The organism is Hydrogenophaga sp. 2FB (assembly GCF_005503365.1).
Lineage (GTDB): Bacteria > Pseudomonadota > Gammaproteobacteria > Burkholderiales > Burkholderiaceae_C > Hydrogenophaga.
In genome coordinates this window covers 17,204-38,991 of the sequence record NZ_SCML01000028.1, presented here as the reverse complement: position 1 = coordinate 38,991, position 21,788 = coordinate 17,204, and the positions used below count along the sequence as shown (strand labels likewise).

The window sequence follows — 21,788 nt, the reverse complement described above, 5'->3', positions numbered from 1 at the left end:
GGCGCCCACGCGGGAACGCCGCGGCATGCCACCCCGTCCAATGTGCGGAGGTCCCCATGCTGAACCCACAACGCCCGCCCAACGGGCTCATCGCGCAACAACTCGGCGACGCGGAACTCGCGTCGCTCGCCGCGCAAGGCGACGACGTCGCCTTCGAAACCATCATGCGGCGGCACAACCGGCTGCTGTTTCGCACCGCGCGCAGCATCGTCAAGAGCGACGCCGAGGCCGAGGACGCGCTGCAGGAGGCGTACCTGCGCGCCTGGCGCTCGCTGGCCGGCTTTCGCGCCGAGGCCAAGCTGTCCACCTGGCTCGTGCGCATCGTCGTCAACGAGGCCATCGGGCGTTTGCGCCGGCGCGAAGCGGCCGTCATTCCACTGGACGCTGCCATGAACTCGACCGAGCCTGACATCCAGCAGTGCTTGCACGACGATGTGGACCAACAACCCGAGCGGGCCGCCATGCGCGCGGAAATCCGCCGGCTGATGGAGGGACGTATCGACATCCTCCCCGATGCCTTTCGCACCGTCTTCATGTTGCGCGCCGTCGAGGAATTGACGGTGGAGGAAGTGGCGCTGGCGCTGGACATTCCGGAAGCCACGGTGCGCACGCGTTTCTTTCGCGCCCGCAGCCTGCTGCGCGAAGGCTTGTCGCGCGACATCGATATGGCCACCGCCGATGCGTTCGCCTTCGACGGCGAGCGCTGCGACCGCATCGTGGCCAACGTGCTGGCGCGCCAACCGCGCTGAGGGCACAAAACGGGAACGTGGCGAACAGGTGCTCCGTCCAATGGACGTCACAACACCTTTGGAGATCACCATGTCGTCGTTTCTTCTGATGCCCCACCCCGCCGCTGCGCGCCGCCTCTTTCTCGGCCAGTCCGGCCTCGTGCTCTCGGGCGCGGCGGTCGCATTGCTCGCGGGCAAGGATGCGCTCGCGGCGAAAGCCGGCAGTGGCGCGCCGCAGGACATTCAAATCCTCAACACCGCACTCGGCGCCGAGCTTGAGGCCATCGCGGCCTACCAGCTCGGAGCGGAAAGCAAGTTGCTGGAGAAGCCCGTGCTGGACCTCGCGGTGACCTTTCAAGGCCACCACAAGGAGCACGCGGACCTGTTGGCCAAGACGGTGGTGAAACTCGGCGGCAAGCCAGCGCTGGCCAAAGCCAACTACAACTTTCCGGTCGACCAACTGAAATCGCAGGCGGACGTGCTGCAGTTCGCCGCCAAGCTGGAGCAAGGCGCGGTGAGTGCCTATCTGGGCGCCGTGCCCTTGTTCGGCAACCGCGATCTGGCCAAGGCCGCGGCCAGCATCCTGGGCGACGAGGCCATGCACTGGGCCGTCCTGCGCCAGGCCCTGGGCCAGGCACCTGTGCCATCGGCTTTCATGGCATGACGGCGTGCCGTGCCTGGCTGGCCTGCGCGTTCGCGGCGGCCGGCATCGGGGTGGCGCAGGCCGCGCCCGATGCGCTGCACGGCGCGAAGGTGTACGCACGCTGCATGGCGTGTCACGCGCTCGCCTACGACCGCGTGGGCCCGCGTCACTGCGGGTTGCTGGGGCGGCCAGCGGGCAGCGTGCCGGGGTTCAACTACTCCCAGGCGATGAAGAACTCGCGCATCACCTGGGACGAAAAAACCCTGAACCTGTTTCTGGCACAACCGCTGAAGACTGTGCCCGGCAGCTCGATGACCTACGATGGCGTGCCCGACCCGAAGGACCGTGCGGACCTCATCGCCTATCTGCGGCAAGCGAACACAACGCCTGAATGCAGACCGCCAAAGGCCGCCACGCGGTGACATGCCATCCACCACCACACCATCCTCTGAAGACGAACTCGAGCACTTGTTGAAGGACGTGCGCCACTGCACGATCTGCGCGGCGCAGCTTCCGCATGGACCCAGACCCGTGCTGCAAGCCGGGTCGCGAGCCCGCATCCTCATTGCCGGCCAGGCGCCAGGGCGCAAGGTGCATCGCAGCGGCGTGCCTTTTGACGATGCCAGTGGCGACCGCCTTCGCGCATGGATGGGCGTCGACGCCGATGTGTTCTACGACCCGGAACGCATCGCCATCCTGCCGATGGGTTTCTGTTACCCGGGGACGGGTCGGTCGGGCGATCTGCCGCCACGGCCCGAGTGCGCGGCCGCGTGGCGTGCCCGGCTGCTGGCGCACTTGCCCCGGCTTCAATTGACCTTGGCGATCGGGCAGTACGCGCAAGCCTGGCACCTGCAACCGAACGCCCGCGAAACGCTGACGCAAACGGTGCGCGGCTGGCGCGACCATGGGCCCGCGCTGCTTCCTCTGCCCCACCCCAGTCCGCGCAACAACGGGTGGCTGCGCCGCAACCCGTGGTTTGAAGACGAGGTGCTGCCTTCCCTGCGGGAGCGCATTGCCGCGCTCACCGCATCGAACCTCACTCGTCCATCATCTCGACCATGACCTGGCCGAAACCGGAGCAGCTCACCTGGGTGGCGCCCGCCATCAGCCGGGCAAAGTCGTGCGTGACCTGCTTGCTGGTGATGGCGCGCTTGAGCGCGTCGATGATCACGTCGGCGGCTTCCTTCCAGCCCAGGTGGCGCAGCATCATCTCGGCGGCCAGGATTTCCGCGCACGGGTTGGCGTAGTCCCTGCCGGCGAGTTTGGGCACGGGGCCGTGCGTGGGCTCGAAGCAGGCCAGCGTGTCCGACAGGTTGGCACCGGGCGCGATGCCGATGCCCCCCACCTGCGCGGCCAGCGCGTCGGCGATGTAGTCGCCGTTGAGGTTCAGCGTGGCCACCACCGAAAACTCCAGCGGGCGCAACAGGATCTGCTGCAGGAAGTCGTCGGCAAAACAGTCCTTGACGAGGATGTCCCGGCCGGTCTTCGGGTTGCGCAGCTGGCACCAGGGGCCGCCGTCGAGCGCCACGGCACCGAATTCCTTCTTCGCCAGCGCGTAGGCCCAGTCGCGAAAAGCGCCTTCGGTGTGCCGCATGATGTTGCCCTTGTGCACGATGGTCACGCTGGGCTTGTCGTGGTCGATCGCGTACTGGATCGCCTTGCGCATCAGGCGCTCGGTGCCTTCCATCGACACCGTCTTGATGCCGATGCCCGACGTGTCGGGAAAACGGATCGTGGTCACGCCCATCTCGTCCTGCAGCAGGCGGATCAGCCGTTGCGCCTGGGGCGAGCCTGCCTCGAACTCGATGCCGGCATAGATGTCTTCGGAGTTCTCGCGGAAGACCACCATATGGGTCTTCTCGGGTTCCTTCAGCGGCGAGGGCACGCCCTGCAGGTATTGCACCGGGCGCAGGCAGACGTAGAGGTCCAGCGCCTGGCGCAAGGCCACGTTGAGCGACCGGATGCCGCTGCCCACCGGCGTGGTCAGCGGGCCCTTGATGGACACCACATGCTCGCGCAGCGCGGCGACCGTTTCGTCCGGCAACCACATGTCGGGGCCATACACCTGGGTGGCCTTCTGGCCGGCATATACCTCCATCCAGTGGATCTTCTTGCGACCCGCGTAGGCCCTGAGCACCGCCGCGTCGACCACCTTGATCATCACCGGCGTGATGTCCAGGCCGGTGCCATCGCCTTCGATGTACGGCACGATCGGCTCATCGGGCACGTTGAGCGATCGGTCGGCGTTGACGGTGATTTTCTGACCTTGGGTCGGCACCTGGATGTGCTGGTACATGCGGGAATGGCTCCTGGAAATCGGATGCGGGAACAAGCCGCGGAATTCTAGACTCAACACCTGCACACCCCGCCCGCGCCGCCGCCTGTTCGCGGACAATCCGGGCCTGACGCGACCACCACCCCCATCGACGCATGAAACGCCTGTTTATCCGCCTGTGCTGCCTGTTCTTCGTTTTCAGCGGGCCGGCCTGGTCTCAAGCGCAGCCGCAGCCTCAGCCACAACTGCAGTTGCCCCGCGTCTCCTTGTCGGCCGGCATGCGCCTGATCGACGCGCAGGTGGCGTCCACGCCGCAGCAGCGCGAAATCGGGCTCATGTTCCGTCGGGAGATGGGCACCAACGAAGGCATGCTGTTCGTCTTCGAGCAGCCTTCGGGCCAGTGCTTCTGGATGAAAAACACCTTGCTGCCGTTGACCGCCGCCTTCATCGCGGACGACGGCACCATCGTGAACCTGGCCGACATGCAGCCGCAAAGCCTGGACTCGCACTGCTCGGCCAAGCCGGTGCGCTATGTGCTGGAGATGCACAAGGGCTGGTTCGCCCAGCGCGGCATCAAGGCGGGAACAAAACTCGGCGGCTCACCGTTCACCAAGTAAAAAAGGCCGCCGTTGCCGGCGGCCCTTTCGCTCTCGGGCTTCTTTAAAACCCTCAGGCCTGGAGCGACGCCAGCGCGGCGTTGAAGGTCTTGCTCGGGCGCATGATCGTCTCGAGCTTGCTGAAGTCGGGCTTGTAGTAGCCGCCGATGTCGACCGCCTTGCCCTGGACCTTGTTCAACTCGTCCACGATGGTCTTCTCGTTGTCGGCCAGTTGCTTGGCCAGCGGCGCGAACTTGGCGGCCAGCGCCGCGTCGTCGGTCTGCGCGGCCAAGGCTTGTGCCCAGTACAGCGCCAGGTAGAACTGGCTGCCACGGTTGTCGAGCTGGCCGGTCTTGGGCGAGGGGTTCTTGTTGTTGTCCAGCAGCTGGCCCGTGGCCGCATCCAGCGTCCTGGCCAGGATCTTGGCTTTCTCGTTGCCGGTCTTGATGCCGAGGTCTTCGAACGACACGGCCAGGGCCAGGAACTCACCCAGCGAATCCCAGCGCAGGTGGTTTTCTTCCACCAGCTGCTGCACGTGCTTGGGCGCGGAACCACCGGCACCGGTTTCGTACATGCCGCCACCGGCCATCAGCGGCACGATGGACAGCATCTTGGCCGAGGTGCCCAGTTCCATGATCGGGAACAGGTCGGTCAGGTAGTCGCGCAGGATGTTGCCGGTGGCGCTGATGGTGTCCTGGCCGCGGATCACGCGCTCCAGGGTGTAGCGCATGGCGCGCACCTGGCTCATGATCTGGATGTCCAGGCCCGCCGTGTTGTGCTCGTGCAGGTACATCTTGACCTTGGTGATCAGCTGCGCTTCGTGCGGGCGGTACGAGTCCAGCCAGAACACCACGGGCATGCCCGAGTTGCGCGCGCGCGTGACGGCCAGCTTGACCCAGTCGCGGATCGCGGCATCCTTGACCTGGCACATGCGCCAGATGTCACCGGCTTCCACGTCCTGGCTCATCAGCACCTCGCCGGTGTTCAGGTCGGTGATGTTGGCCACGCCGTCTTCGGGCACCTCGAAGGTCTTGTCGTGCGAGCCGTATTCCTCGGCCTGCTGGGCCATCAGACCCACGTTGGGCACGGTGCCCATGGTCTTGGGGTCGAACGCGCCATGCCACTTGCAGAAGTTGATGATCTCCTGGTAGATGCGGGCGAAGGTCGATTCGGGCATCACGGCCTTCACGTCCTTCAGGCGGCCGTCAGCGCCCCACATCTTGCCGCTGTTGCGGATCATGGCGGGCATGGACGCGTCCACGATCACGTCGTTGGGCGAGTGGAAGTTGGTGATGCCCTTGGCCGAGTCGACCATGGCCAGCTCGGGGCGGTGCTCGTGGCAGGCGTGCAGGTCGCGCTTGATCTCGTCCTGCTTGCTTTGCGGCAGCGTGGCGATCTTGTTGTAGAGATCGACCATGCCGTTGTTGACGTTGACGCCCAGTTCGTCGAACAGCTTGCCGTGTTTTTCGAAGGCTTCCTTGTAGAAGATGCGCACGCAGTGGCCGAACACGATGGGGTGCGACACCTTCATCATCGTGGCCTTCACGTGCAGCGAGAACATCACGCCGGTCTTGCGCGCGTCTTCGATTTCCTTCTCGTAGAAGGCCAGCAGGGCCTTCTTGCTCATGAACATCGAGTCGACGACTTCGCGGTCGAGCAGCGAGACCTTGGACTTGAGCACGATGGTCTTGCCGCTCTTGGTGATGAGCTCCATCTTCACGTCGCGCGCCTTGTCCAGCGTCATCGACTTCTCACCGTGGTAGAAGTCGCCGTGGTGCATGTGCGAGACGTGCGAGCGCGAGGCCTGGCTCCAGTCGCCCATGCTGTGCGGGTTCTTGCGCGCGTATTCCTTGACGGCGCGCGGGGCGCGGCGGTCGGAGTTGCCTTCGCGCAGCACCGGATTCACGGCGCTGCCCGTGCACTTGTTGTAGCGCGTGCGGATGTCTTTTTCTTCGTCGGTCTTCGGGCTTTCCGGGTAGTCCGGAATCTTGTAGCCCTTGTCCTGCAGTTCCTTGATCACCGCCTTCAGCTGCGCCACCGACGCGCTGATGTTGGGCAGCTTGATGATGTTGGCTTCGGCCTTGAGCGTGAGCTTGCCCAGTTCGGCCAGGTCGTCGGAGACGCGCTGTTCTTCGCTCAGGTGTTCGGGGAAGGCGGCCAGCACGCGCCCGGCCACCGAGATGTCGCGCGTGGCGACATTGATGCCGACCGGCGCGGCAAACGTGCGAATGATCGGCAGGAACGCACTGGTGGCCAGCAGCGGTGCTTCGTCCGTCAGGGTGTAGATGATGGTGGGTTGCTGGCTGCTCATTTCTATCTCCAGATTTGGTTAGGGTGGCCGCGTTCTGCGCGGCACGCGTCGCTCAGGGACCGGATCATCGGACCAACCCGTGATTTTGCTTTCAGCGCTTTCACCAAGCCCCCGTTTTTGCAAGCCCAGTCTCACGATGCAAAAAGGAATCAAAAAAAATCGCGGGCAATCGGCGGGCAATAAGCAAAAAGGGCTCGAAGGTCACCCTTCGAGCCCTTTGTTCAGCCACGAACGCTCAAGCGAAATTGGCTTCAGCGAAGGACCAGTTGACCAGCTTGTCGAGGAAGGTCTCGACGAACTTGGGACGCAGGTTGCGGTAGTCGATGTAGTAGGCGTGTTCCCACACGTCCACGGTCAGCAGGGCCTTGTCGGCGGTGGTCAGCGGGGTGCCGGCAGCGCCCATGTTGACGATGTCGACCGAGCCGTCGGCCTTCTTCACCAGCCAGGTCCAGCCCGAGCCGAAGTTGCCCACGGCGGACTTGACGAAGGCTTCCTTGAAGGCGGCGTAGCTGCCGAACTTGGCGGTGATGGCCGCGGCCAGCGCGCCGGAAGGCTCGCCACCACCGTTGGGCTTCATGCAGTTCCAGAAGAAGGTGTGGTTCCAGATCTGGGCGGAGTTGTTGTAGATGCCGCCGCTGGACTTCTTGATGATGGACTCGAGGTCCATGTTTTCAAACTCGGTGCCCTTTTGCAGGTTGTTGAGGTTGACCACATACGCGTTGTGGTGCTTGCCGTGGTGAAACTCCAGCGTTTCGCGGCTGTAATGCGGCGCCAGGGCGTCCAGGTCGTAGGGCAGTTTCGGGAGGGTATGTTCCATGGGGTTCCTCTTGCGTTGGTGTTGTGAAAGTGCGCACTCGGCCAGGGGCTGCAACGCCGCCAGGCCGTTGGACCGTGCATTGTAGGCACGGTCATTGAGGGCACGGCGAGCAGGGTTACTTGGGCTCAGCCACGGTCCACGTGAAGGCCGATGCGGCCATCGGCCAGCGTGGCTTGCAGGGCCTGACCGGGCCGGGTCTGTGCGGTGCTGGTGACGGCCTGACCGTGCTCGTCGGTCAGGAACGCGTAGCCGCGCTCCAGCACGAGTTGCGGGTCCAGCAGACCCAGCGCGGCCTGCGCGCGTTGCAGGCGCTGTCGCTGCACGTCCATCGAGCGTTGCAGGGACGGCGGCAAGGCGTTGGCCAATACCTGCAAGCGGTTGCGGTGCTGGTGCGCCGCCAGCAACAACCCGCTCTGCAGACGGTGCTGCAGACCAGAGAGTTGCTGCAGGCTGTCGTGCAGACGACCCGAGGGACGCCCCATGCGCTGGGCCAGGCGGTCCAGCCGTTGGCCGCGCTGGTCCAGGGCGCTGCGAACGCCGTCGTCCATGCGCTCGCGCAGGTACGCCAGTTCGCCGAGCCGCTGCTCGCGCGCGGGCGCGCACAACTCGGCGGCGGCGGTGGGCGTGGGAGCGCGCAGGTCGGCGACGAAGTCGACCAGGGTGAAGTCGGTCTCGTGCCCGACACCGCTGACCACCGGCATGGGCGCCTGCGCCACGGTGCGCACCAGGGTCGGGTCGTTGAACGACCACAGGTCTTCCAGCGAACCACCCCCGCGCACCAGCAGCAAGACCTCGCTTTCGCCGGTGTCGGCGTGGCGTCGGTAGGCGCCCTGCAAGGCAGCGCAGAGTTCGGCTGGCGCCTGGGTGCCCTGCACCGAGGCCGGGTAAATGACCACCGGAATGTGCGGCACGCGGCGCCTGAGCGCGGTGACCACGTCGCGCAAGGCCGCCGCGCCCAGCGAGGTCACCACACCGATGCTGCGTGGCTGCGCCGGTAGCGGCCGCTTGCGCGCGGCATCGAACAGGCCCTCGGCTTCGAGCTGGGCCTTGAGCTTGAGGAACTGTTCGAACAAGGCGCCCTGCCCCGCGGGCTGCAGCGTCTCGACGATGAGTTGCAGATCGCCGCGCGGGCCATACACGTCGAGCTTGCCGCGCGCCTCCACCAATTGGCCATCGCGCGGGGCGAACGTGAGCTGCTCGGCCGAGCGGCGAAACAGGGCGCAGCGGACCTGGCCGGTGTCGTCCTTGAGCGAGAAGTAGCAATGCCCGCTGGCCGCGCGCGAGAAGCCGGAAAGTTCGCCGCGCACGGCCACTGGATTGAACCGGGCGGAGAGTGTGTCCGCCACGGCTCGCATCAGCGGCCCAACTGCCCATACGCGCCGCGCCGATGGCGCATCGGCGCCGAAAAATGGCTCAGACAAGGGCTTCTCCAGCGCAAATGTGTCCACAGCCCGCACCAACGCTGGCGTTGCCGATCGAAAGCGTAACAACCGCGCGCCATGACGCCAAGGGCGTTGATTCCAAAGCGTTTTGCACTGCCTGTTTTGTCATCGATGCGTCGCCAGCCCAGCGTGGCCTTGCGTTTGGCGAAAATGAAAGGGGGTTTTTCACAAAGTTATCCACAGAATCTGTGCATCAGCGGGGACTGAAGGCGGCCCGAGCGCGGGACCGCAAAGCAATGGCCGAGCGGCCGTGATTTGCAGAGGGGCGGTGGTGGGCTGAGACATAATCCGTCGACCATTCAAGGTCACTGAAACCGGTGGCAATCGCCTGCAATCGTCTGGAGCCCTGATTTGTTTTCCATCATACAAGCGGCCGGTTGGCCGATCTGGCCCCTGATCATCTGTTCCGTGCTGGGCATGGCGCTGGTCATCGAGCGTTTTGTCAGCCTCAAGACGCGCAAGATCGCCCCGCCCAAGTTGCTCGACGAAGCCATCATGGTGTCGCGCAACGGCATTCCCGGTCCGGACGTGGTCAAGCAGCTGGAACAGAACTCGGTGCTGGGCACGGTGCTCGCCACCGGCTTTCGCACCTACAACATCAACCCGCGCGCGAGCGAGGACGATCTGCGCGCCAGCCTGGAAGGCGCGGGCCGCGAGGCCGCCGCGAAGCTGCAGAAATACCTGGGCGCACTGGCCACCATCGCCTCGGCCGCTCCCCTGCTCGGCCTGTTCGGCACGGTCATCGGCATGATCGAGATCTTCGGCTCACAAGCCGTCGAGGGCGCGGGCGTGGTGCCCGGCATGGGCAATCCGGCCCAGCTCGCTCACGGCATTTCCATCGCGCTGTACAACACCGCGTTCGGGCTGGTCATTGCCATTCCGGCGTTGATCTTCTGGCGCTACTTCCGCGCACGGGTGGACAGCTACCTGCTCGGCATGGAGCTCGCCTCCGAGCGCTTCGCGCGGCACCTGCTGGCCCTGCGGAAGCCCACGCTATGAACTTCCGGCGTGGCGAGCGCGATGAGCCCGAGATCAACCTGATCCCGTTCATCGACATCCTGCTGGTGGTGCTGATCTTCCTGATGCTCACCACCACCTACAGCAAGTTCACCGAGCTCAAGGTGAACCTGCCCACGGCCGATGCCCAGGCGCCCAAGCAGAACCCGAGCGAAATCGTGGTGGCGGTGGGCAGCGATGGCCGCTACTCCATCAACCGCCAGGTGGTCGAGGGCGCGAGCGTCGAGGTCTTGACCCGGGTGCTCTCGATGGCCTCGCAGGACAACCGCGAAACCGTCGTCATCATCAGTGCCGACGCGGCCGCCACCCACCAGTCGGTCATCAACGTGATGGACGCCGCGCGCCGCGCCGGCCTGATCCAGATCACGTTTGCCACGCAGCAGTCGGGCCGCGCCCGAGGCAAATCCTGACGCGGGCACTCCGCCCCCGGAGCCAGGCATGAATCAGGGTGCCGGGGCCACGCGGCGACAGGCCGGCTGGCTGCAGGCCGCACAGCACCGCGGGCTGCTCAGCGGCCTGCTCTGGCCCGTTTCCCTGGTGTACCGCGGCCTGATGGGCATCCGCCGACGTCTTTATGCCATGGGCGTGTTGCAGGTGCATCGCCTGGACGTGCCCGTCATCGTCGTGGGCAACGTGGTGGTGGGCGGCGCGGGCAAAACGCCCTGCACCATCGCCCTGGTGAACCACCTGAGCGCGCAAGGCTGGCGACCCGGTGTGGTGTCGCGCGGCCACGGCCGCCAGAGTGTCGGCGTGGCCGCGGTCCAAGCCGCATCGTCGGCCACCGAGGTGGGCGACGAACCCCTGTTGATGCACCGACGCACCGGGGTCCCGGTGTGCGTGGCCTCGCGCCGGGCAGACGCGGCGCGTGCGCTGCTCGCGGCGCACCCGCATGTGAACGTGCTGGTCTGTGACGACGGCTTGCAGCACCTTGCCCTGGGCCGAGACCTCGCCATCGTGGTCTTCGACGACCGTGGCGTGGGCAATGGCTGGACGCTGCCCGCGGGGCTGTTGCGCGAACCCTGGCCGCCACGCCCGGGCGCCCCGTTTCGGCCCGACATGGTCCTGCGGCAAACCCGCGAGGGTGGGACCGGCTCGACCGTCGACGCGGTGGACATGCCGGCCTTCAACGCCGTGAGGCGCCTGGCCGCCGACGCCATCGGGCCACAAGGCCAGCGCATGCCGCTGGCACAACTGCAAGGGGAGCCCGTGACGGCCGTTGCCGGCATTGCGCGGCCGCGCGTCTTCTTCGACATGTTGCGCGACCGCGGCCTCGCGCCGGTGCAGGAAGTCCCGCTGCCGGACCACGCGGACCCGACCGCGTATGCCGAGGTGTTGCGCGGTGCGGGCCATGTCCTGGTCTGCACGGAAAAGGACGCGGTCAAGCTCTTTCCCCTGATGCCGCCCGACGGGCCTCGGCAGGCCTGGGCCGTGCCGCTGGAACTCCAGCCCGACCCCGCGTTCTTCGCCGCGGTCGACGCCCATCTGGCGGCGCTCCAGACCCGGCGTTGACGCGCCCACCGCGACTATCATCGCGCGATGGACACCAAACTGCTTGAACTGCTGGTCTGCCCCGTCACCAAAGGCCCCCTGATCTTCGATCGCGAGAAGCAGGAACTGCTCTCGCGCAGCGCGCGCCTGGCTTACCCGGTGCGGGACGGCATCCCGATCCTGCTCGAACACGAAGCCCGCACGCTGAGCGACGAAGAAGCGGCCCGACCTTCCGCGCCTGCACCGCTGGCATGAGCGTCCAAGGCGCGACCCAAGGCTTCACCGTCCTCATCCCGGCGCGGCTGGCATCGTCCCGCCTGCCCGACAAGCCGCTGGCCGATATCGCCGGCATGCCGATGGTGGTGCGCGTGGCGCAGCGCGCGATGCACAGCGGCGCGAGCCGCGTCGTCGTGGCGGCCGACGACGCGCGCATCGTCGAGGCTTGCGCCGCCCACGGCGTGCAAGCCCTGCTCACCCGCACCGACCACGCCTCCGGCAGCGATCGCCTGGCCGAAGCCTGCACCCAGCTCGGCCTGCCCGACGGCGCGGTGGTGGTCAATGTGCAGGGCGATGAACCGCTGATCGAGCCGGCGCTGATCGACGCGGTGGCCGCTGAACTGCAACGCCGCAGCGACTGCGTGATGAGCACGGCCGCCCATGCCATCGCCAGCACGGCCGACTTTCTCAACCCCAATGTCGTCAAGGTGGTGCTCGACCGCCTGGGCACCGCGCTGTATTTCAGCCGCGCGCCCATCGCCTGGTGGCGCGACGGCATGGCGCCGCTGCTGGAAAGCAGTCCCGGCGCGGCGCTGCCCTCACCCGCGCCCTTGCGCCACATCGGCATCTACGGGTACCGCGCCGGCTTCCTGCGCCAGTTCCCGTCGCTGGAGCCAGCACCGCTCGAACACACGGAATCGCTGGAACAACTGCGCGTCCTGTGGCACGGGCAACGCATCGCGGTGCACCTGACCGAGCACGCCCCAGGCCCCGGCGTGGACACCCCGGAAGATCTGCGGCGCGTGCGCGAACTGCTGCTCGCCAGACGCTGACATCGGCCACCACCAGGCCCTGGCCTGTCAGTTTGGGCGTAGGGAGCCCATGCTATCCTCGACTGGATATCCCGACGGCCATGCCCGGGACCCGCGCGAGACACGCGGTGACGCCATTGAAACTATGAACGAAGGAAGACGATGAGACTGATTCTGTTGGGCGCGCCGGGTGCCGGCAAAGGAACGCAAGCCACGTTCATCTGCCAAAAATACGGCATCCCGCAGATCTCCACCGGCGACATGTTGCGCGCCGCCGTGAAGGCCGGCACCCCCTTGGGTCTGCAAGCCAAATCGGTGATGGAATCTGGCGGACTGGTCAGTGACGACCTGATCATCAATCTGGTCAAGGAACGCATCGCGCAGGCCGACTGCGCCAACGGCTTCCTGTTTGACGGCTTCCCACGCACCATTCCGCAGGCCGACGCGATGAAGGCCGCTGGCGTGAAGCTGGACTACGTGCTGGAAATCGACGTGCCGTTCGACGCCATCATCGAGCGCATGAGCGGCCGCCGCTCGCACCCGGCCTCGGGCCGCACCTACCACGTCAAGTTCAACCCGCCCAAGGTGGCCGGCCAGGACGACGTGACCGGTGAGCCGCTGATCCAGCGCGAAGACGACAAGGAAGAAACCGTGAAGAAGCGCCTGGAGGTCTACAGCGCGCAAACGCGCCCGCTGGTGGACTACTACAGCAGCTGGGCCCGCAACAACGCGGCCGACGCACCGAAATACCGCGCCATCAGCGGCACGGGCTCGGTGGAAGACATCACGGCGCGCGTGTTCGAGGCGCTGTCGAAGTAAGCCATCGCGCGTCGACCCGAAACCCGGCCGCGTGCCGGGTTTTTTTGTGCTGCGGCCCTCAGGCCGGACTGGAGCGCAGGCCGTAGGTCTTGCCGTCGAGGAACAGATACTCGGCACGCAGAATCGCCTCGCCCTTCTCGTCCTTGAAGGTGAAGCCCACCACCGACAGCGGCGTGCCGTTCCTGATTTCAGGCATCTGCCACTGGCCCAGGCGAAACAACGGTGCGAGCTCGATCTCCCAACGGCGGTCGCGCCGGGTGGGCAGCACGGTTTTCGCGAGCAGCGCCGGGCCGTCGATGGCGGCGGTCTGTGCCGGCAGACTGCGTTGCGCCAGGTCGGCCGGCAGGCGCAAGGTCTCCGGCACCTCCAGCACCAGTTCCACGTGCGGATTGCGCCAGCGCACGTTGGCCGCGCGGCCCTCCAGGTAGAGCGGGCGGTCCTGGTCGAAACTGCTCCAGCCGTGGTGGGCCTGTGCGGCAGCGCCCCAGCCGCCCAGCCCCAGCGCCACACCGGCCTGGATCACTTCACGTCGTTGCATGCTCATCTCCTTCACACGTAGCCAATCCAGCGGCCGCAGGTCAGCACCAGCAGCCACAGCACCGTCGACAGCAGCATCAGAACGCGCGCCATGCGGTCCTGCCGCTGCAGCGAGCGGCGGGCGTGGAACCAGCCAGCGTTGCACCCCGCCAGCATGATCAATGCCATCTTGGCTATGAACACGCGGTTGTCCAGCAGTTCCCCGGCCTGGGTACCGAACATCAGAAGACCCGATGCCGCCGCCATCGAGAAACCCAGCGCCACGACGCTCAGGCTCAGCCGGGCCAGGGGCTCGATCGGCAAGGCCGTGCCCCAGCCAAACACCCGCAATTCCAGGATCGTCAGATTGCCCAGCAGCAACGCCACCCCGAGCAGGTGGACCACCTCCAGCATCGGATAGGCCCAGGGGTGAGCACCGAGGGCCGCGAACATGGCTTCTTCAGCTGGCGAGCAACTCGAGCGCCAGCGCCAGCCGCGCCTTGACCGGCGAGAGGCCCTGCGAATGGTCGAACGCCAGGCCGGCATGCGGCACCACCCTGCCCCGCGCGCAACGGCTGGCCAGCACCACGCGCACACCACCCGCCCGCGCTTCGTTCAAAGCCTCGGTCAATGATTGATGCACCGTCCCGTTGCCGGTGGCCGCGACCACAATGCCGCGCAGCGGGCGGGATGGCGCCGCCTGCGCCAACAGCGCGCGAACCACACTGCCGTCCGCATCGGCATGGCTGGTGACGAGTTCGACACGCGGAAGCACGTCGGCGGCCATGAACCGCGTGAGGACATCGGAAGAAGTCTGGTCGGGTGCGGTGCCCCAGGGTCGAAAGCTGCGCACCTCACCTTCCTCCACGCAGGCCAGCGGACCGGCGTCACCCGAATCGAACGCGTTGAGTTGGTAGGTGTGCACCTTGGCCACATCGCGCGCGCTGTGCACCTGCCCCGCGCAGACCACCACCACCCCGCCGCCCGTGGCTTGCCGGGCCACGGCCACTGCGTCACTGATGTTCTGCGGGCCGTCCGGCGCCAGGGCCGAGGCGGGTCGCATGGCGCAGGTCAGCACCACCGGCTTGCGCGGCTGCAGCACCTGCTGCAAGACGAAGGCGGTCTCCTCCAGCGTGTCGGTGCCGTGCGTCACCACCACGGCCGGAACAGTGGGGTCGTTCAGGTGCACCGACAGCTGGCGAACCAGCGCCTGCCACACCGGCAAGCCCATGTCCTTGCTGTCGACCTGGGCCACCTGCTCCACCGTCAACGGCAGGCCCGCCAGCGCCGGCACGGCCGCCACCAGGTCGGCCACCGACACCTGTCCGGCCACATAGCCCACGTTGTCGCCCGCCTGGGACGCCCGCCCGGCGATCGTGCCGCCGGTGCCCAGGATCACGAGCCGCTGGGCCCGGTTTGCATCCACCACTTGCCAATCCTTTGAAACTGGTTAAAAATACAGCCACTGGATAAGAAAACAGGTGTTCAACCGCCCAGCGGCGCACCGGCTTCTCCACAAGGCGCTTTACCCCTGGCACCCACGTTTTCAACGAGGTCCCCCATGCTTGACATGCCCCACATCGCTCCCAAGCTCACCGCACGGCAACAGCAGATTCTGGAATTGATCCAGAGCGCCATCGCCCGCACCGGCGCGCCGCCCACCCGGGCCGAAATCGCGAGCGAGCTCGGCTTCAAGTCGGCCAACGCGGCCGAAGAGCATTTGCAGGCGCTCGCGCGCAAGGGTGTCATCGAGCTGGTCAGCGGCACATCGCGCGGCATCCGCCTGCGCAGCGAAGACCTGCAATCCATCAACGACTCACGCGGGCGCCAGCTTACACTGCCGCTCCCCAGCCTGACCCAGCTGATATTGCCCCTCATTGGCCGCGTCGCCGCCGGCTCGCCCATCCTGGCGCAAGAGCATGTGGACCAGACCTACCAGGTCGAGCGCAGCCTGTTTCAGCGCACGCCCGACTACCTGCTCAAGGTGCGCGGCATGTCCATGCGCGACATCGGCATCATGGACGGCGACCTGCTCGCCGTGCAATCCACCAAGGAAGCCAAGAACGGCCAGATCGTGGTGGCCCGCCTGGGCGATGACGTCACCGTCAAGCGCTTCATGCGGCGCCAGCACCTGATCGAACTGCACGCCGAAAACCCCGACTACAAAACCATCGTGGTCGAACCGGGGGAACCCTTCGAAATCGAAGGCCTCGCCGTGGGCCTGATCCGCAACAGTTTCCAGCTCTGACCGATCCCGATCAGAGTCGCCTCAGCAGGTGGCGGGCGTTTTGTCCCGCGGGTTGATCGCAACCCGCACCGAGGACACATCCCTGCAGAGGCGCGTTTGTTTGCAATCCTGCCTGTGTTCAACCCCACCAATGGAGTTTCACATGGGAAAACTTTTCACCACCAACACCTGGCGCGCCCCTCTGCAGTTGATCGACTGCTGGCTGCCTGCGCCGTCCGTCCGCAGCGCGCAAGCCGCCGCCAACGAGCCGCTGGTCACGCGGGCCGTGCAGCGTTTTGCGCGCGCCGGCTGGTTGGGCCGTGCCACGCTCGCCAGCACATCGCCCACGCGGTACAGCACCACGTCGCCCACTCCCAGCACGCCGTGCCGCGTGCGCGTGCTGCGCCAGACCGAGTCGGCCGGCGTGCACCACGCGGGTGGTGTCAGATTGGTCATCTCGGGACGCATCAACGACGTGTGCGCCGAACTCGACCGCCTCGCCGACCAGGAAAGCCTGCGCGCCACGCGCGTGGCCTGAAGCGGCCTGCGCCGCTTGCGCCAGAAGCCCGCCCGTTGCGCCACGGTCCGACAGGCTGGGCGGGCCAACCACCCCTTCGGCGCAGCGCCGAGGTGCCCGGCACGGGAAGGCACAATACGGCCCATGAATATCGTGATCCTTGATGACTATCAGGACGCCGTGCGAAAGCTGCGTTGTGCCGAGAAACTGGAGCCCTTTCCAGCCAAAGTTTTCACCAACACCGTCAAGGGCGTGGGCCAGTTGTCCATTCGCTTGCGCGACGCCGATGTGCTGGTGCTGATCCGGGAGCGCACCGTCATCACGCGCCAGCTCGTCGAAAAACTGCCCCGGCTCAAACTGATCGCCCAGACCGGCCGCGTGGGCGGCCATGTTGACGTGGCGGCCTGCACCGAGCGCGGCATTGCGGTGGCCGAGGGCGTGGGTTCGCCGGTGTCCACCGCGGAGCTCACCTGGGCGCTGATCATGACGTCGATGCGCCGCATTCCGCAGTACGTCGCCAACCTCAAACACGGCGCCTGGCAGCAAGCCGGCCTGAAGGCGGCGGCCATGCCCGCCAACTTCGGGCTGGGCATGGTGCTCAAGGGCAAAACCCTGGGCATCTGGAGCTACGGCCGCATCGGCCAGATCGTGGCCGGCTATGGCCGGGCCTTCGGCATGCGGGTCGTCATCTGGGGCAGCGAAGAGAGCCGGGCCCGCGCGGCGGCCGATGGCTACGACGTGGCCACCAGCAAAACCGCCTTGTTCGAAGCCGCCGATGTGCTGAGCCTGCACCTGCGCTTGAGCGACGCCAGCGCGGGCTGCGTGACGCAAGAAGACCTGGCGTGCATGAAAACCACCGCGTTGCTGGTCAACACCTCGCGCGCGGAACTCATCCAGCCCGACGCCTTGATCGCCGCGTTGAACCGCGGCCGCCCTGGCCTCGCCGCCATCGACGTGTTCGAGTCGGAACCGATCCTGCAAGGCCATGCCCTGCTGCGCCTGGAGAACTGCATCTGCACGCCGCACATCGGCTATGTCGAGCAGGACAGCTACGAGACGTATTTTTCGGCGGCCTTCGACAACGTCGTCAATTTCATCAAAGGCACGCCGACCCACATCGTCAACCCCGGGGCGCTGCAGGTTCGGCGCTGACCCGCTCCGCCCTTCTCTATAAAAAAAAGCGCCGGCGAATGCCGGCGTTTTTTTATGCCAACGGCACCGCGTGAACGGGTCGCCCGGTGGCCTGGAAAGACCGGAGGTTGTCCATCAGGGCGTCAGCAAGCATCTGTTGCGCATGCTGCGTGGCGCCCCCGACATGAGGCGTCAGCACCGCGTTTGGAAAACGCAGCATCTGCGGCGGCACCACGGGTTCGTCCTCGAACACATCGCTGGCGAAGCCACCCAGCGCGCGCCGTTCCAGCACCGCGCAGAGTGCCGCCTCGTCCACGATGGAGCCACGCGCCACATTGACCAGACAGCCTTCGGGGCCGAGCGCCTGCAGCACACGCGCATCCACGGCGTGGAGGGTCGAGGCATCGGCACGCACCGCCAGCACCAGCACATCGCACCACCGGGCCAGGTCGTGCAGTTGCGCAAAGCTGCGCACACCGGGCAAACCGGGGTCGCGTCGGCTGCAGCAGCCCAGTTCCATCTCGAAGGCCTGTGCCCGCGCCAGAATCCGGCGGCCCACGTCGCCCACGCCAAAGACACCGATGCGCGCACCCGTCAGGCCGCGGGCCGCGGGCAGGCGCTGCTCGGCGTTGCGCCATGCACCCGACGCCACATGCGCCTGGGCCTGCGGCAGACCCCGCAGCAGCGCGATGACAAAGCCCATGGCCAGGTCCGCCACGCTGGCGGAGTTACCGCCCGGTGCACGGCAGACCGCGATGCCGCGGCGCGCCGTGGCCTGCAGATCGATGCCGTCGTACCCACTGCCCCAGCAGCACAGCAGGGCCAGTTGCGGCAGGCCCGCCAGCACGGCATCGCCCGTGGGCAGCGAGCCGCGCGTGATGGCCACGGTCGCTTGCGCCCACCACGCATCGGACGGCAAAGCCACCCGATGGCCCGCGCCCTCCAGGTCCTGGACCAGGCGCTGCGGCATGGGCGCCAGCAAGGCGATGACCAGCGACGCGGGTTTCGCGGTGGCGTCCATGCTCGCCGTGCTCACTTTTTCGCGCTGCCAATGCGCGCCAGGAACTCGCGCCGCGAGGCCACTTCCGCTTCCACGTGGCGCTGCATCTGCGCGCTGGTGAAGCCCACGGGCACCTGCATGTTCGCCTTCATGAAGCTCTGCCATTCGGCCGAAGCTTCCACCTTGTCCAGCGCGGCGTTCAACGTGGCCAGCACCTCTGGCGGCGTGCCACGCTTGACCAGCAAGCCGCGCCAGATTTCTTCGACCACGTCAAACCCTTGCTCCTTGTAGGTCGGGACATCGGGGAAGTTCTTGTCGCGCGTGGGCGCGCTGATGCCCAAGAGGCGCATCTCGCCTTTCTGTATCTGCCCCAGCGCCGAACTCGGCGTGATGCCCACCGCGTCGACATGTCCGCCCAGCACCGCGAGCACGGCCTGGTTGCCGCCGTTGAACGGCACCCAGACGGCTTCGAAGCCGGCCTTCTGCTGCAGCCGGTACAGCACGTACTGGTGGAACCCGGCCGCGGCGAAGCCGCCGATCGTGACCTTGCTCGGGTCCGCCTTCAAAGCCGTCACCAGGTCCTTCAGGTTTTTGTACGGGCTGTTCGCCGCCACCGCCATGCTGGACGGTTCGGCCTGCAGGCCACGGAAAAAGAGAAAATCCGACGCCTTGAGGGTCGACGCCGGGTCTGCCAGCAAGAACGAGGTCGACCCCGTGGCCGTGACCAGCGTGTAGCCGTCCGCCGGCAGATTGGCCGCCAGGGACATCCCCACCGTCCCGGTGCCGCCGACGCGGTTCTCCACCACGACCGGCACCTTCAATACCTCCCCCAACTGCTTGCCCACCGCGCGCGCCATCGCATCCAGCGGCGAGCCCGCCGCCGCGGTGCAGAGGATGCGGATGGGCTGGTTGGGGAAGGTCGCGGCGCTGGCTGCCACAGCCGTCAGTGCGATCAGGGCTGCGATCACGATTCGAAAGAACTTCATGACGTGTCTCCAATGGATGTTTTGAAATACCGGGCTTGGACTACTCGACGCCCGCCACCACCGCGTCTTCGCTGGCGCGGAAACTGCGCGGCGTGTAGGACTTGCCGGGATGCGCGCGCACCACTTCTTCGGCGATCTCCAGGCCCAGGCCCGGCCCCGTCGGCAAGTCGATGTAGCCGTTCTTCGGCACCAGCGGGTTGCGCGCGACGACGCTGCCGAACGACTCGTAGGGCAGGAAGTACTCGGTGATGATGAAATTGGGCATGCAGGCGGCCGCATGCACCGTGGCCGAGAGCGAGAGCGTCGTGGAGTTGTAGTTGTGCGGCGAGACCGCGACCAGCTCGGTTTCCGCCGCCGCCGCGATGTGGCTCAGCTCCAGAATGCCGCCGCAGTTCGACACATCGGGGTTGATGATGTCCACGCAGCGCGCACCCAGCAGACGGCGGAAATCGGCACGCCCGTAGAGCGCCTCGCCACTCACCACCGGAATGTCGGTGGCGCGGCGCACCTCGCCCAGGGCCTCCAGATTCTCGCTCGGGCAAGGCTCCTCGAACCAGTAGATGTCGAACTCCTGCACGGCCTTGGACAGCTCGATGGCGGCCGAGGGCGACAGGCGCCGGTGGATGTCGAGCAACAGGTCCACCTTCGGCCCCACGGCATCGCGCACCGCCTTCACGACGGCCGCCGCATGGCGGATGTGCTCGCGTGGCACATGGGTGCGCCAGGGCCGTGGCAGCGGGTCGAACTTCAGCGCATCAAAGCCCTGCTTCACCACCTTCTCGGCGGCTGCCGCGAAGTCGGCCGGCGAGGACATCTTGTAGCTCCAGCCGTTGGCATACACGCGGATGCGCTGGCGGCACGTGCCGCCCAGCAGGTTGTAGACCGGCTGCTGCGCGACCTTGCCCGCGATGTCCCACAGCGCCTGCTCCAGGCCGGAGACGGCACACCAGAACTCCAGCGAGGAGCGGCGCTGCGCGTAGTCGTCGTACGCGATCTGCAGGAAGTGGCGGATGTTCCAGGCTTCGCGGCCCACCAGGTACTGGCCGAGCGATTCGACCTGCGACGCGATGGCGCCATCGCGGTCGTACTGGCTGTAGGCCTCGCCCCAGCCGACAACCCCGTCGCTGGTTTCCACGCGCACAAACACCAGGTTCTTGCGCCAACCCGGGTGCACGGGCAGGCATTCCACTTTCACGATTTTCACGGCGAGGTCTCCATCGGTTCATGCAGGCCGGGGCGGCACTGCTGAGCGCACTCTAGCGATTCGCACAGATAACGTAAATAATAGGTTTATCGCATCCACCAATAATTGAAAGTTATCTCCATGCGCTTTCAGCGTCGCCACATGGAAGTCCTTGTCACGATCGCCGACAGCGGCTCGATCCACAAGGCAGCCCAGCAGCTGGACATCAGCCAGCCCGCGGTGTCGAAGGTGCTGGCCGACATCGAGTCGAGCTTCGGCGCCAGGCTGTTCGAGCGCACCGCCGCCGGCAGCGTGTTGACGGACAAAGGCCAGGCCCTGGTGGCGCAGGCGCGCTTCCTGGTGCGCAGCATCGAACGCATGGACCTCGCGGCGCAGTCCGAAGCCGTGGTGGTGCGCGTGGGCTGCATTCCCCGCTCCATGCGCACGCTGATGCCGCACATCGTCAACCGGTTGTCCCAACAAGCGCACTACAAGCTGCAGGTGATCGAAGGCGCCTCAGCCGCATTGCACACGGCCATCCAGCGCGCGGGCCTGGACTTCGCCGTCATGCGCCATGTGGGCGGCGAAGACGCCATTGGCCGGCAACTGGTCGCGGAGCGGCTGTACGACGAACGCCCGCTGGTCGTCGCCTCGGCCCGGCATCCGCTCGCCAAGCGCCGACAGGTGCCGCTGCGCAGCCTGCTGCAACACCGCTGGGCCCTGACCGCCGCGCACACCACCTCCCGAAACGTGCTGGACCGTTTCTGTCAGGAGCAAGGCATGCCCCTCATTCAGCCTTTTGTGGAAACCGGCAGCCTGGACACCAGCGCGGCGCTGGTGACGTCAACGGACTTGCTGTCCTTGCTACCCGAATCCGTGGCGCGCCTCTACGAAGGCATGGGTTTGGTGAGCGTGCTGCGCGTGGCGCCCGCCTTGCCGAGCACCGCCGTGCTGCTGGTGTCCGATCCGCAGGCCGTCAACGACCCCACGCTGATGGCGTTCCGCCAGCTGGTGCTGGAAGCGGCGGCCAGTGCGCGCGAGAGCTTGTCGCGGCACTGAGCCGC

The 21,788-nt window shown here is 66.5% G+C and carries 25 protein-coding genes; 15 read left to right on the top strand and 10 right to left on the bottom strand.

The window, feature by feature from the left end; genetic code table 11:
- Positions 1 to 56 precede the first annotated feature (56 nt).
- From FFS09_RS17180 to FFS09_RS17165, 4 genes are all read left to right on the top strand, one after another.
- Positions 57 to 749 carry an RNA polymerase sigma factor gene (locus tag FFS09_RS17180; protein ID WP_137920120.1) on the top strand — a complete coding sequence of 231 codons (693 nt, stop codon included), beginning with the start codon at positions 57 to 59 and terminating at the stop codon, positions 747 to 749.
- Positions 750 to 819: 70 nt separating this feature from the next.
- Positions 820 to 1,392: a ferritin-like domain-containing protein gene (locus FFS09_RS17175; protein WP_137920119.1), complete on the top strand. Its 573-nt coding sequence runs from the start codon at positions 820 to 822 to the stop codon at positions 1,390 to 1,392.
- Positions 1,389 to 1,793 carry a c-type cytochrome gene (locus FFS09_RS17170; RefSeq protein WP_137920118.1) on the top strand — a complete coding sequence of 135 codons (405 nt, stop codon included), beginning with the start codon at positions 1,389 to 1,391 and terminating at the stop codon, positions 1,791 to 1,793. The genes FFS09_RS17175 and FFS09_RS17170 overlap by 4 nt, the downstream gene beginning before the upstream one ends.
- 1 nt (position 1,794) lies before the next feature.
- The gene (locus tag FFS09_RS17165) at positions 1,795 to 2,433 is read left to right on the top strand and encodes a uracil-DNA glycosylase family protein (RefSeq protein ID WP_137920117.1); all 639 of its coding nucleotides are present in this window, start codon (positions 1,795 to 1,797) and stop codon (positions 2,431 to 2,433) included.
- On the opposite strand, the gene icd is transcribed toward FFS09_RS17165, so the two are convergent.
- On the bottom strand, positions 2,408 to 3,667 hold the full coding sequence (gene icd, locus FFS09_RS17160) for an NADP-dependent isocitrate dehydrogenase (RefSeq protein WP_137920116.1): 1,260 nt from the start codon (positions 3,665 to 3,667) through the stop codon (positions 2,408 to 2,410). The two genes, FFS09_RS17165 and icd, sit on opposite strands and share 26 nt — an antisense overlap.
- A 134-nt stretch (positions 3,668 to 3,801) precedes the next feature.
- On the opposite strand from icd, the gene FFS09_RS17155 reads away from it, so the two are divergent.
- Entirely contained in the window at positions 3,802 to 4,263 is a 462-nt protein-coding gene (locus FFS09_RS17155) for a DUF192 domain-containing protein (protein WP_137920115.1), read from the top strand.
- Positions 4,264 to 4,315: 52 nt separating this feature from the next.
- On the opposite strand, the gene FFS09_RS17150 is transcribed toward FFS09_RS17155, so the two are convergent.
- The 3 genes from FFS09_RS17150 to xseA all read right to left on the bottom strand — a co-directional run bounded on the left by FFS09_RS17150 (position 4,316) and on the right by xseA (position 8,791).
- A complete protein-coding gene (locus FFS09_RS17150; protein ID WP_137920114.1) occupies positions 4,316 to 6,553 on the bottom strand; it encodes an NADP-dependent isocitrate dehydrogenase in 2,238 nt (745 codons plus the stop codon).
- Between the two features lie 235 nt (positions 6,554 to 6,788).
- On the bottom strand, positions 6,789 to 7,370 hold the full coding sequence (locus FFS09_RS17145) for a superoxide dismutase (RefSeq protein ID WP_137920113.1): 582 nt from the start codon (positions 7,368 to 7,370) through the stop codon (positions 6,789 to 6,791).
- A gap of 125 nt (positions 7,371 to 7,495) precedes the next feature.
- Positions 7,496 to 8,791 (bottom strand): exodeoxyribonuclease VII large subunit, encoded by a 1,296-nt coding sequence (gene xseA / locus FFS09_RS17140; RefSeq protein ID WP_502703739.1) that lies wholly within the window; start codon positions 8,789 to 8,791, stop codon positions 7,496 to 7,498.
- A gap of 372 nt (positions 8,792 to 9,163) precedes the next feature.
- Here xseA and FFS09_RS17135 point away from each other — a divergent pair, with 372 nt between their 5' ends.
- The 6 genes from FFS09_RS17135 to adk all read left to right on the top strand — a co-directional run bounded on the left by FFS09_RS17135 (position 9,164) and on the right by adk (position 13,164).
- Positions 9,164 to 9,811 carry a MotA/TolQ/ExbB proton channel family protein gene (locus FFS09_RS17135; RefSeq protein ID WP_137920112.1) on the top strand — a complete coding sequence of 216 codons (648 nt, stop codon included), beginning with the start codon at positions 9,164 to 9,166 and terminating at the stop codon, positions 9,809 to 9,811.
- Positions 9,808 to 10,239 (top strand): ExbD/TolR family protein, encoded by a 432-nt coding sequence (locus tag FFS09_RS17130; RefSeq protein WP_137920111.1) that lies wholly within the window; start codon positions 9,808 to 9,810, stop codon positions 10,237 to 10,239. The genes FFS09_RS17135 and FFS09_RS17130 overlap by 4 nt, the downstream gene beginning before the upstream one ends.
- Before the next feature lie 28 nt (positions 10,240 to 10,267).
- Positions 10,268 to 11,338 (top strand): tetraacyldisaccharide 4'-kinase, encoded by a 1,071-nt coding sequence (lpxK, locus tag FFS09_RS17125; RefSeq protein ID WP_137920110.1) that lies wholly within the window; start codon positions 10,268 to 10,270, stop codon positions 11,336 to 11,338.
- A gap of 27 nt (positions 11,339 to 11,365) precedes the next feature.
- Positions 11,366 to 11,572, top strand: a complete 207-nt coding sequence (locus tag FFS09_RS17120) for a Trm112 family protein (protein ID WP_137920109.1) — start codon at positions 11,366 to 11,368, stop codon at positions 11,570 to 11,572.
- Positions 11,569 to 12,366, top strand: a complete 798-nt coding sequence (gene kdsB / locus FFS09_RS17115) for a 3-deoxy-manno-octulosonate cytidylyltransferase (protein ID WP_137920108.1) — start codon at positions 11,569 to 11,571, stop codon at positions 12,364 to 12,366. Before FFS09_RS17120 ends, kdsB begins: the two co-directional genes overlap by 4 nt.
- 141 nt (positions 12,367 to 12,507) lie before the next feature.
- Positions 12,508 to 13,164, top strand: a complete 657-nt coding sequence (adk, locus tag FFS09_RS17110; RefSeq protein ID WP_137920107.1) for an adenylate kinase — start codon at positions 12,508 to 12,510, stop codon at positions 13,162 to 13,164.
- Between the two features lie 58 nt (positions 13,165 to 13,222).
- Here the strand turns inward: adk and FFS09_RS17105 are convergent, their stop codons facing one another.
- From FFS09_RS17105 to FFS09_RS17095, 3 genes are read right to left on the bottom strand one after another with little or no spacing between them, the layout of a single operon-like run.
- On the bottom strand, positions 13,223 to 13,702 hold the full coding sequence (locus tag FFS09_RS17105; protein ID WP_171020078.1) for a DUF6152 family protein: 480 nt from the start codon (positions 13,700 to 13,702) through the stop codon (positions 13,223 to 13,225).
- Positions 13,703 to 13,713: 11 nt separating this feature from the next.
- Positions 13,714 to 14,133 (bottom strand): hypothetical protein, encoded by a 420-nt coding sequence (locus FFS09_RS17100; RefSeq protein WP_137920106.1) that lies wholly within the window; start codon positions 14,131 to 14,133, stop codon positions 13,714 to 13,716.
- A gap of 7 nt (positions 14,134 to 14,140) precedes the next feature.
- Positions 14,141 to 15,109 carry an asparaginase gene (locus FFS09_RS17095; protein WP_137920105.1) on the bottom strand — a complete coding sequence of 323 codons (969 nt, stop codon included), beginning with the start codon at positions 15,107 to 15,109 and terminating at the stop codon, positions 14,141 to 14,143.
- Positions 15,110 to 15,250: 141 nt separating this feature from the next.
- On the opposite strand from FFS09_RS17095, the gene lexA reads away from it, so the two are divergent.
- From lexA to FFS09_RS17080, 3 genes are all read left to right on the top strand, one after another.
- The gene (gene lexA, locus FFS09_RS17090) at positions 15,251 to 15,928 is read left to right on the top strand and encodes a transcriptional repressor LexA (RefSeq protein ID WP_137920155.1); all 678 of its coding nucleotides are present in this window, start codon (positions 15,251 to 15,253) and stop codon (positions 15,926 to 15,928) included.
- A gap of 142 nt (positions 15,929 to 16,070) precedes the next feature.
- A complete protein-coding gene (locus FFS09_RS17085) occupies positions 16,071 to 16,445 on the top strand; it encodes a hypothetical protein (RefSeq protein ID WP_137920104.1) in 375 nt (124 codons plus the stop codon).
- A 123-nt stretch (positions 16,446 to 16,568) separates the two neighbouring features.
- Positions 16,569 to 17,576 carry a D-2-hydroxyacid dehydrogenase family protein gene (locus tag FFS09_RS17080; RefSeq protein WP_137920103.1) on the top strand — a complete coding sequence of 336 codons (1,008 nt, stop codon included), beginning with the start codon at positions 16,569 to 16,571 and terminating at the stop codon, positions 17,574 to 17,576.
- Positions 17,577 to 17,628: 52 nt separating this feature from the next.
- On the opposite strand, the gene FFS09_RS17075 is transcribed toward FFS09_RS17080, so the two are convergent.
- From FFS09_RS17075 to FFS09_RS17065, 3 genes are read right to left on the bottom strand one after another with little or no spacing between them, the layout of a single operon-like run.
- A complete protein-coding gene (locus FFS09_RS17075; protein WP_171020077.1) occupies positions 17,629 to 18,576 on the bottom strand; it encodes an NAD(P)-dependent oxidoreductase in 948 nt (315 codons plus the stop codon).
- 11 nt (positions 18,577 to 18,587) lie between these two features.
- Positions 18,588 to 19,541 carry a tripartite tricarboxylate transporter substrate binding protein gene (locus FFS09_RS17070; protein WP_137920101.1) on the bottom strand — a complete coding sequence of 318 codons (954 nt, stop codon included), beginning with the start codon at positions 19,539 to 19,541 and terminating at the stop codon, positions 18,588 to 18,590.
- A 40-nt stretch (positions 19,542 to 19,581) separates the two neighbouring features.
- Complete coding sequence (locus FFS09_RS17065) at positions 19,582 to 20,745, bottom strand: mandelate racemase/muconate lactonizing enzyme family protein (protein ID WP_137920100.1); 1,164 nt, start codon at positions 20,743 to 20,745, stop codon at positions 19,582 to 19,584.
- Positions 20,746 to 20,886: 141 nt separating this feature from the next.
- On the opposite strand from FFS09_RS17065, the gene FFS09_RS17060 reads away from it, so the two are divergent.
- On the top strand, positions 20,887 to 21,783 hold the full coding sequence (locus FFS09_RS17060) for a LysR family transcriptional regulator (RefSeq protein ID WP_171020076.1): 897 nt from the start codon (positions 20,887 to 20,889) through the stop codon (positions 21,781 to 21,783).
- Positions 21,784 to 21,788: the final 5 nt, after the last annotated feature.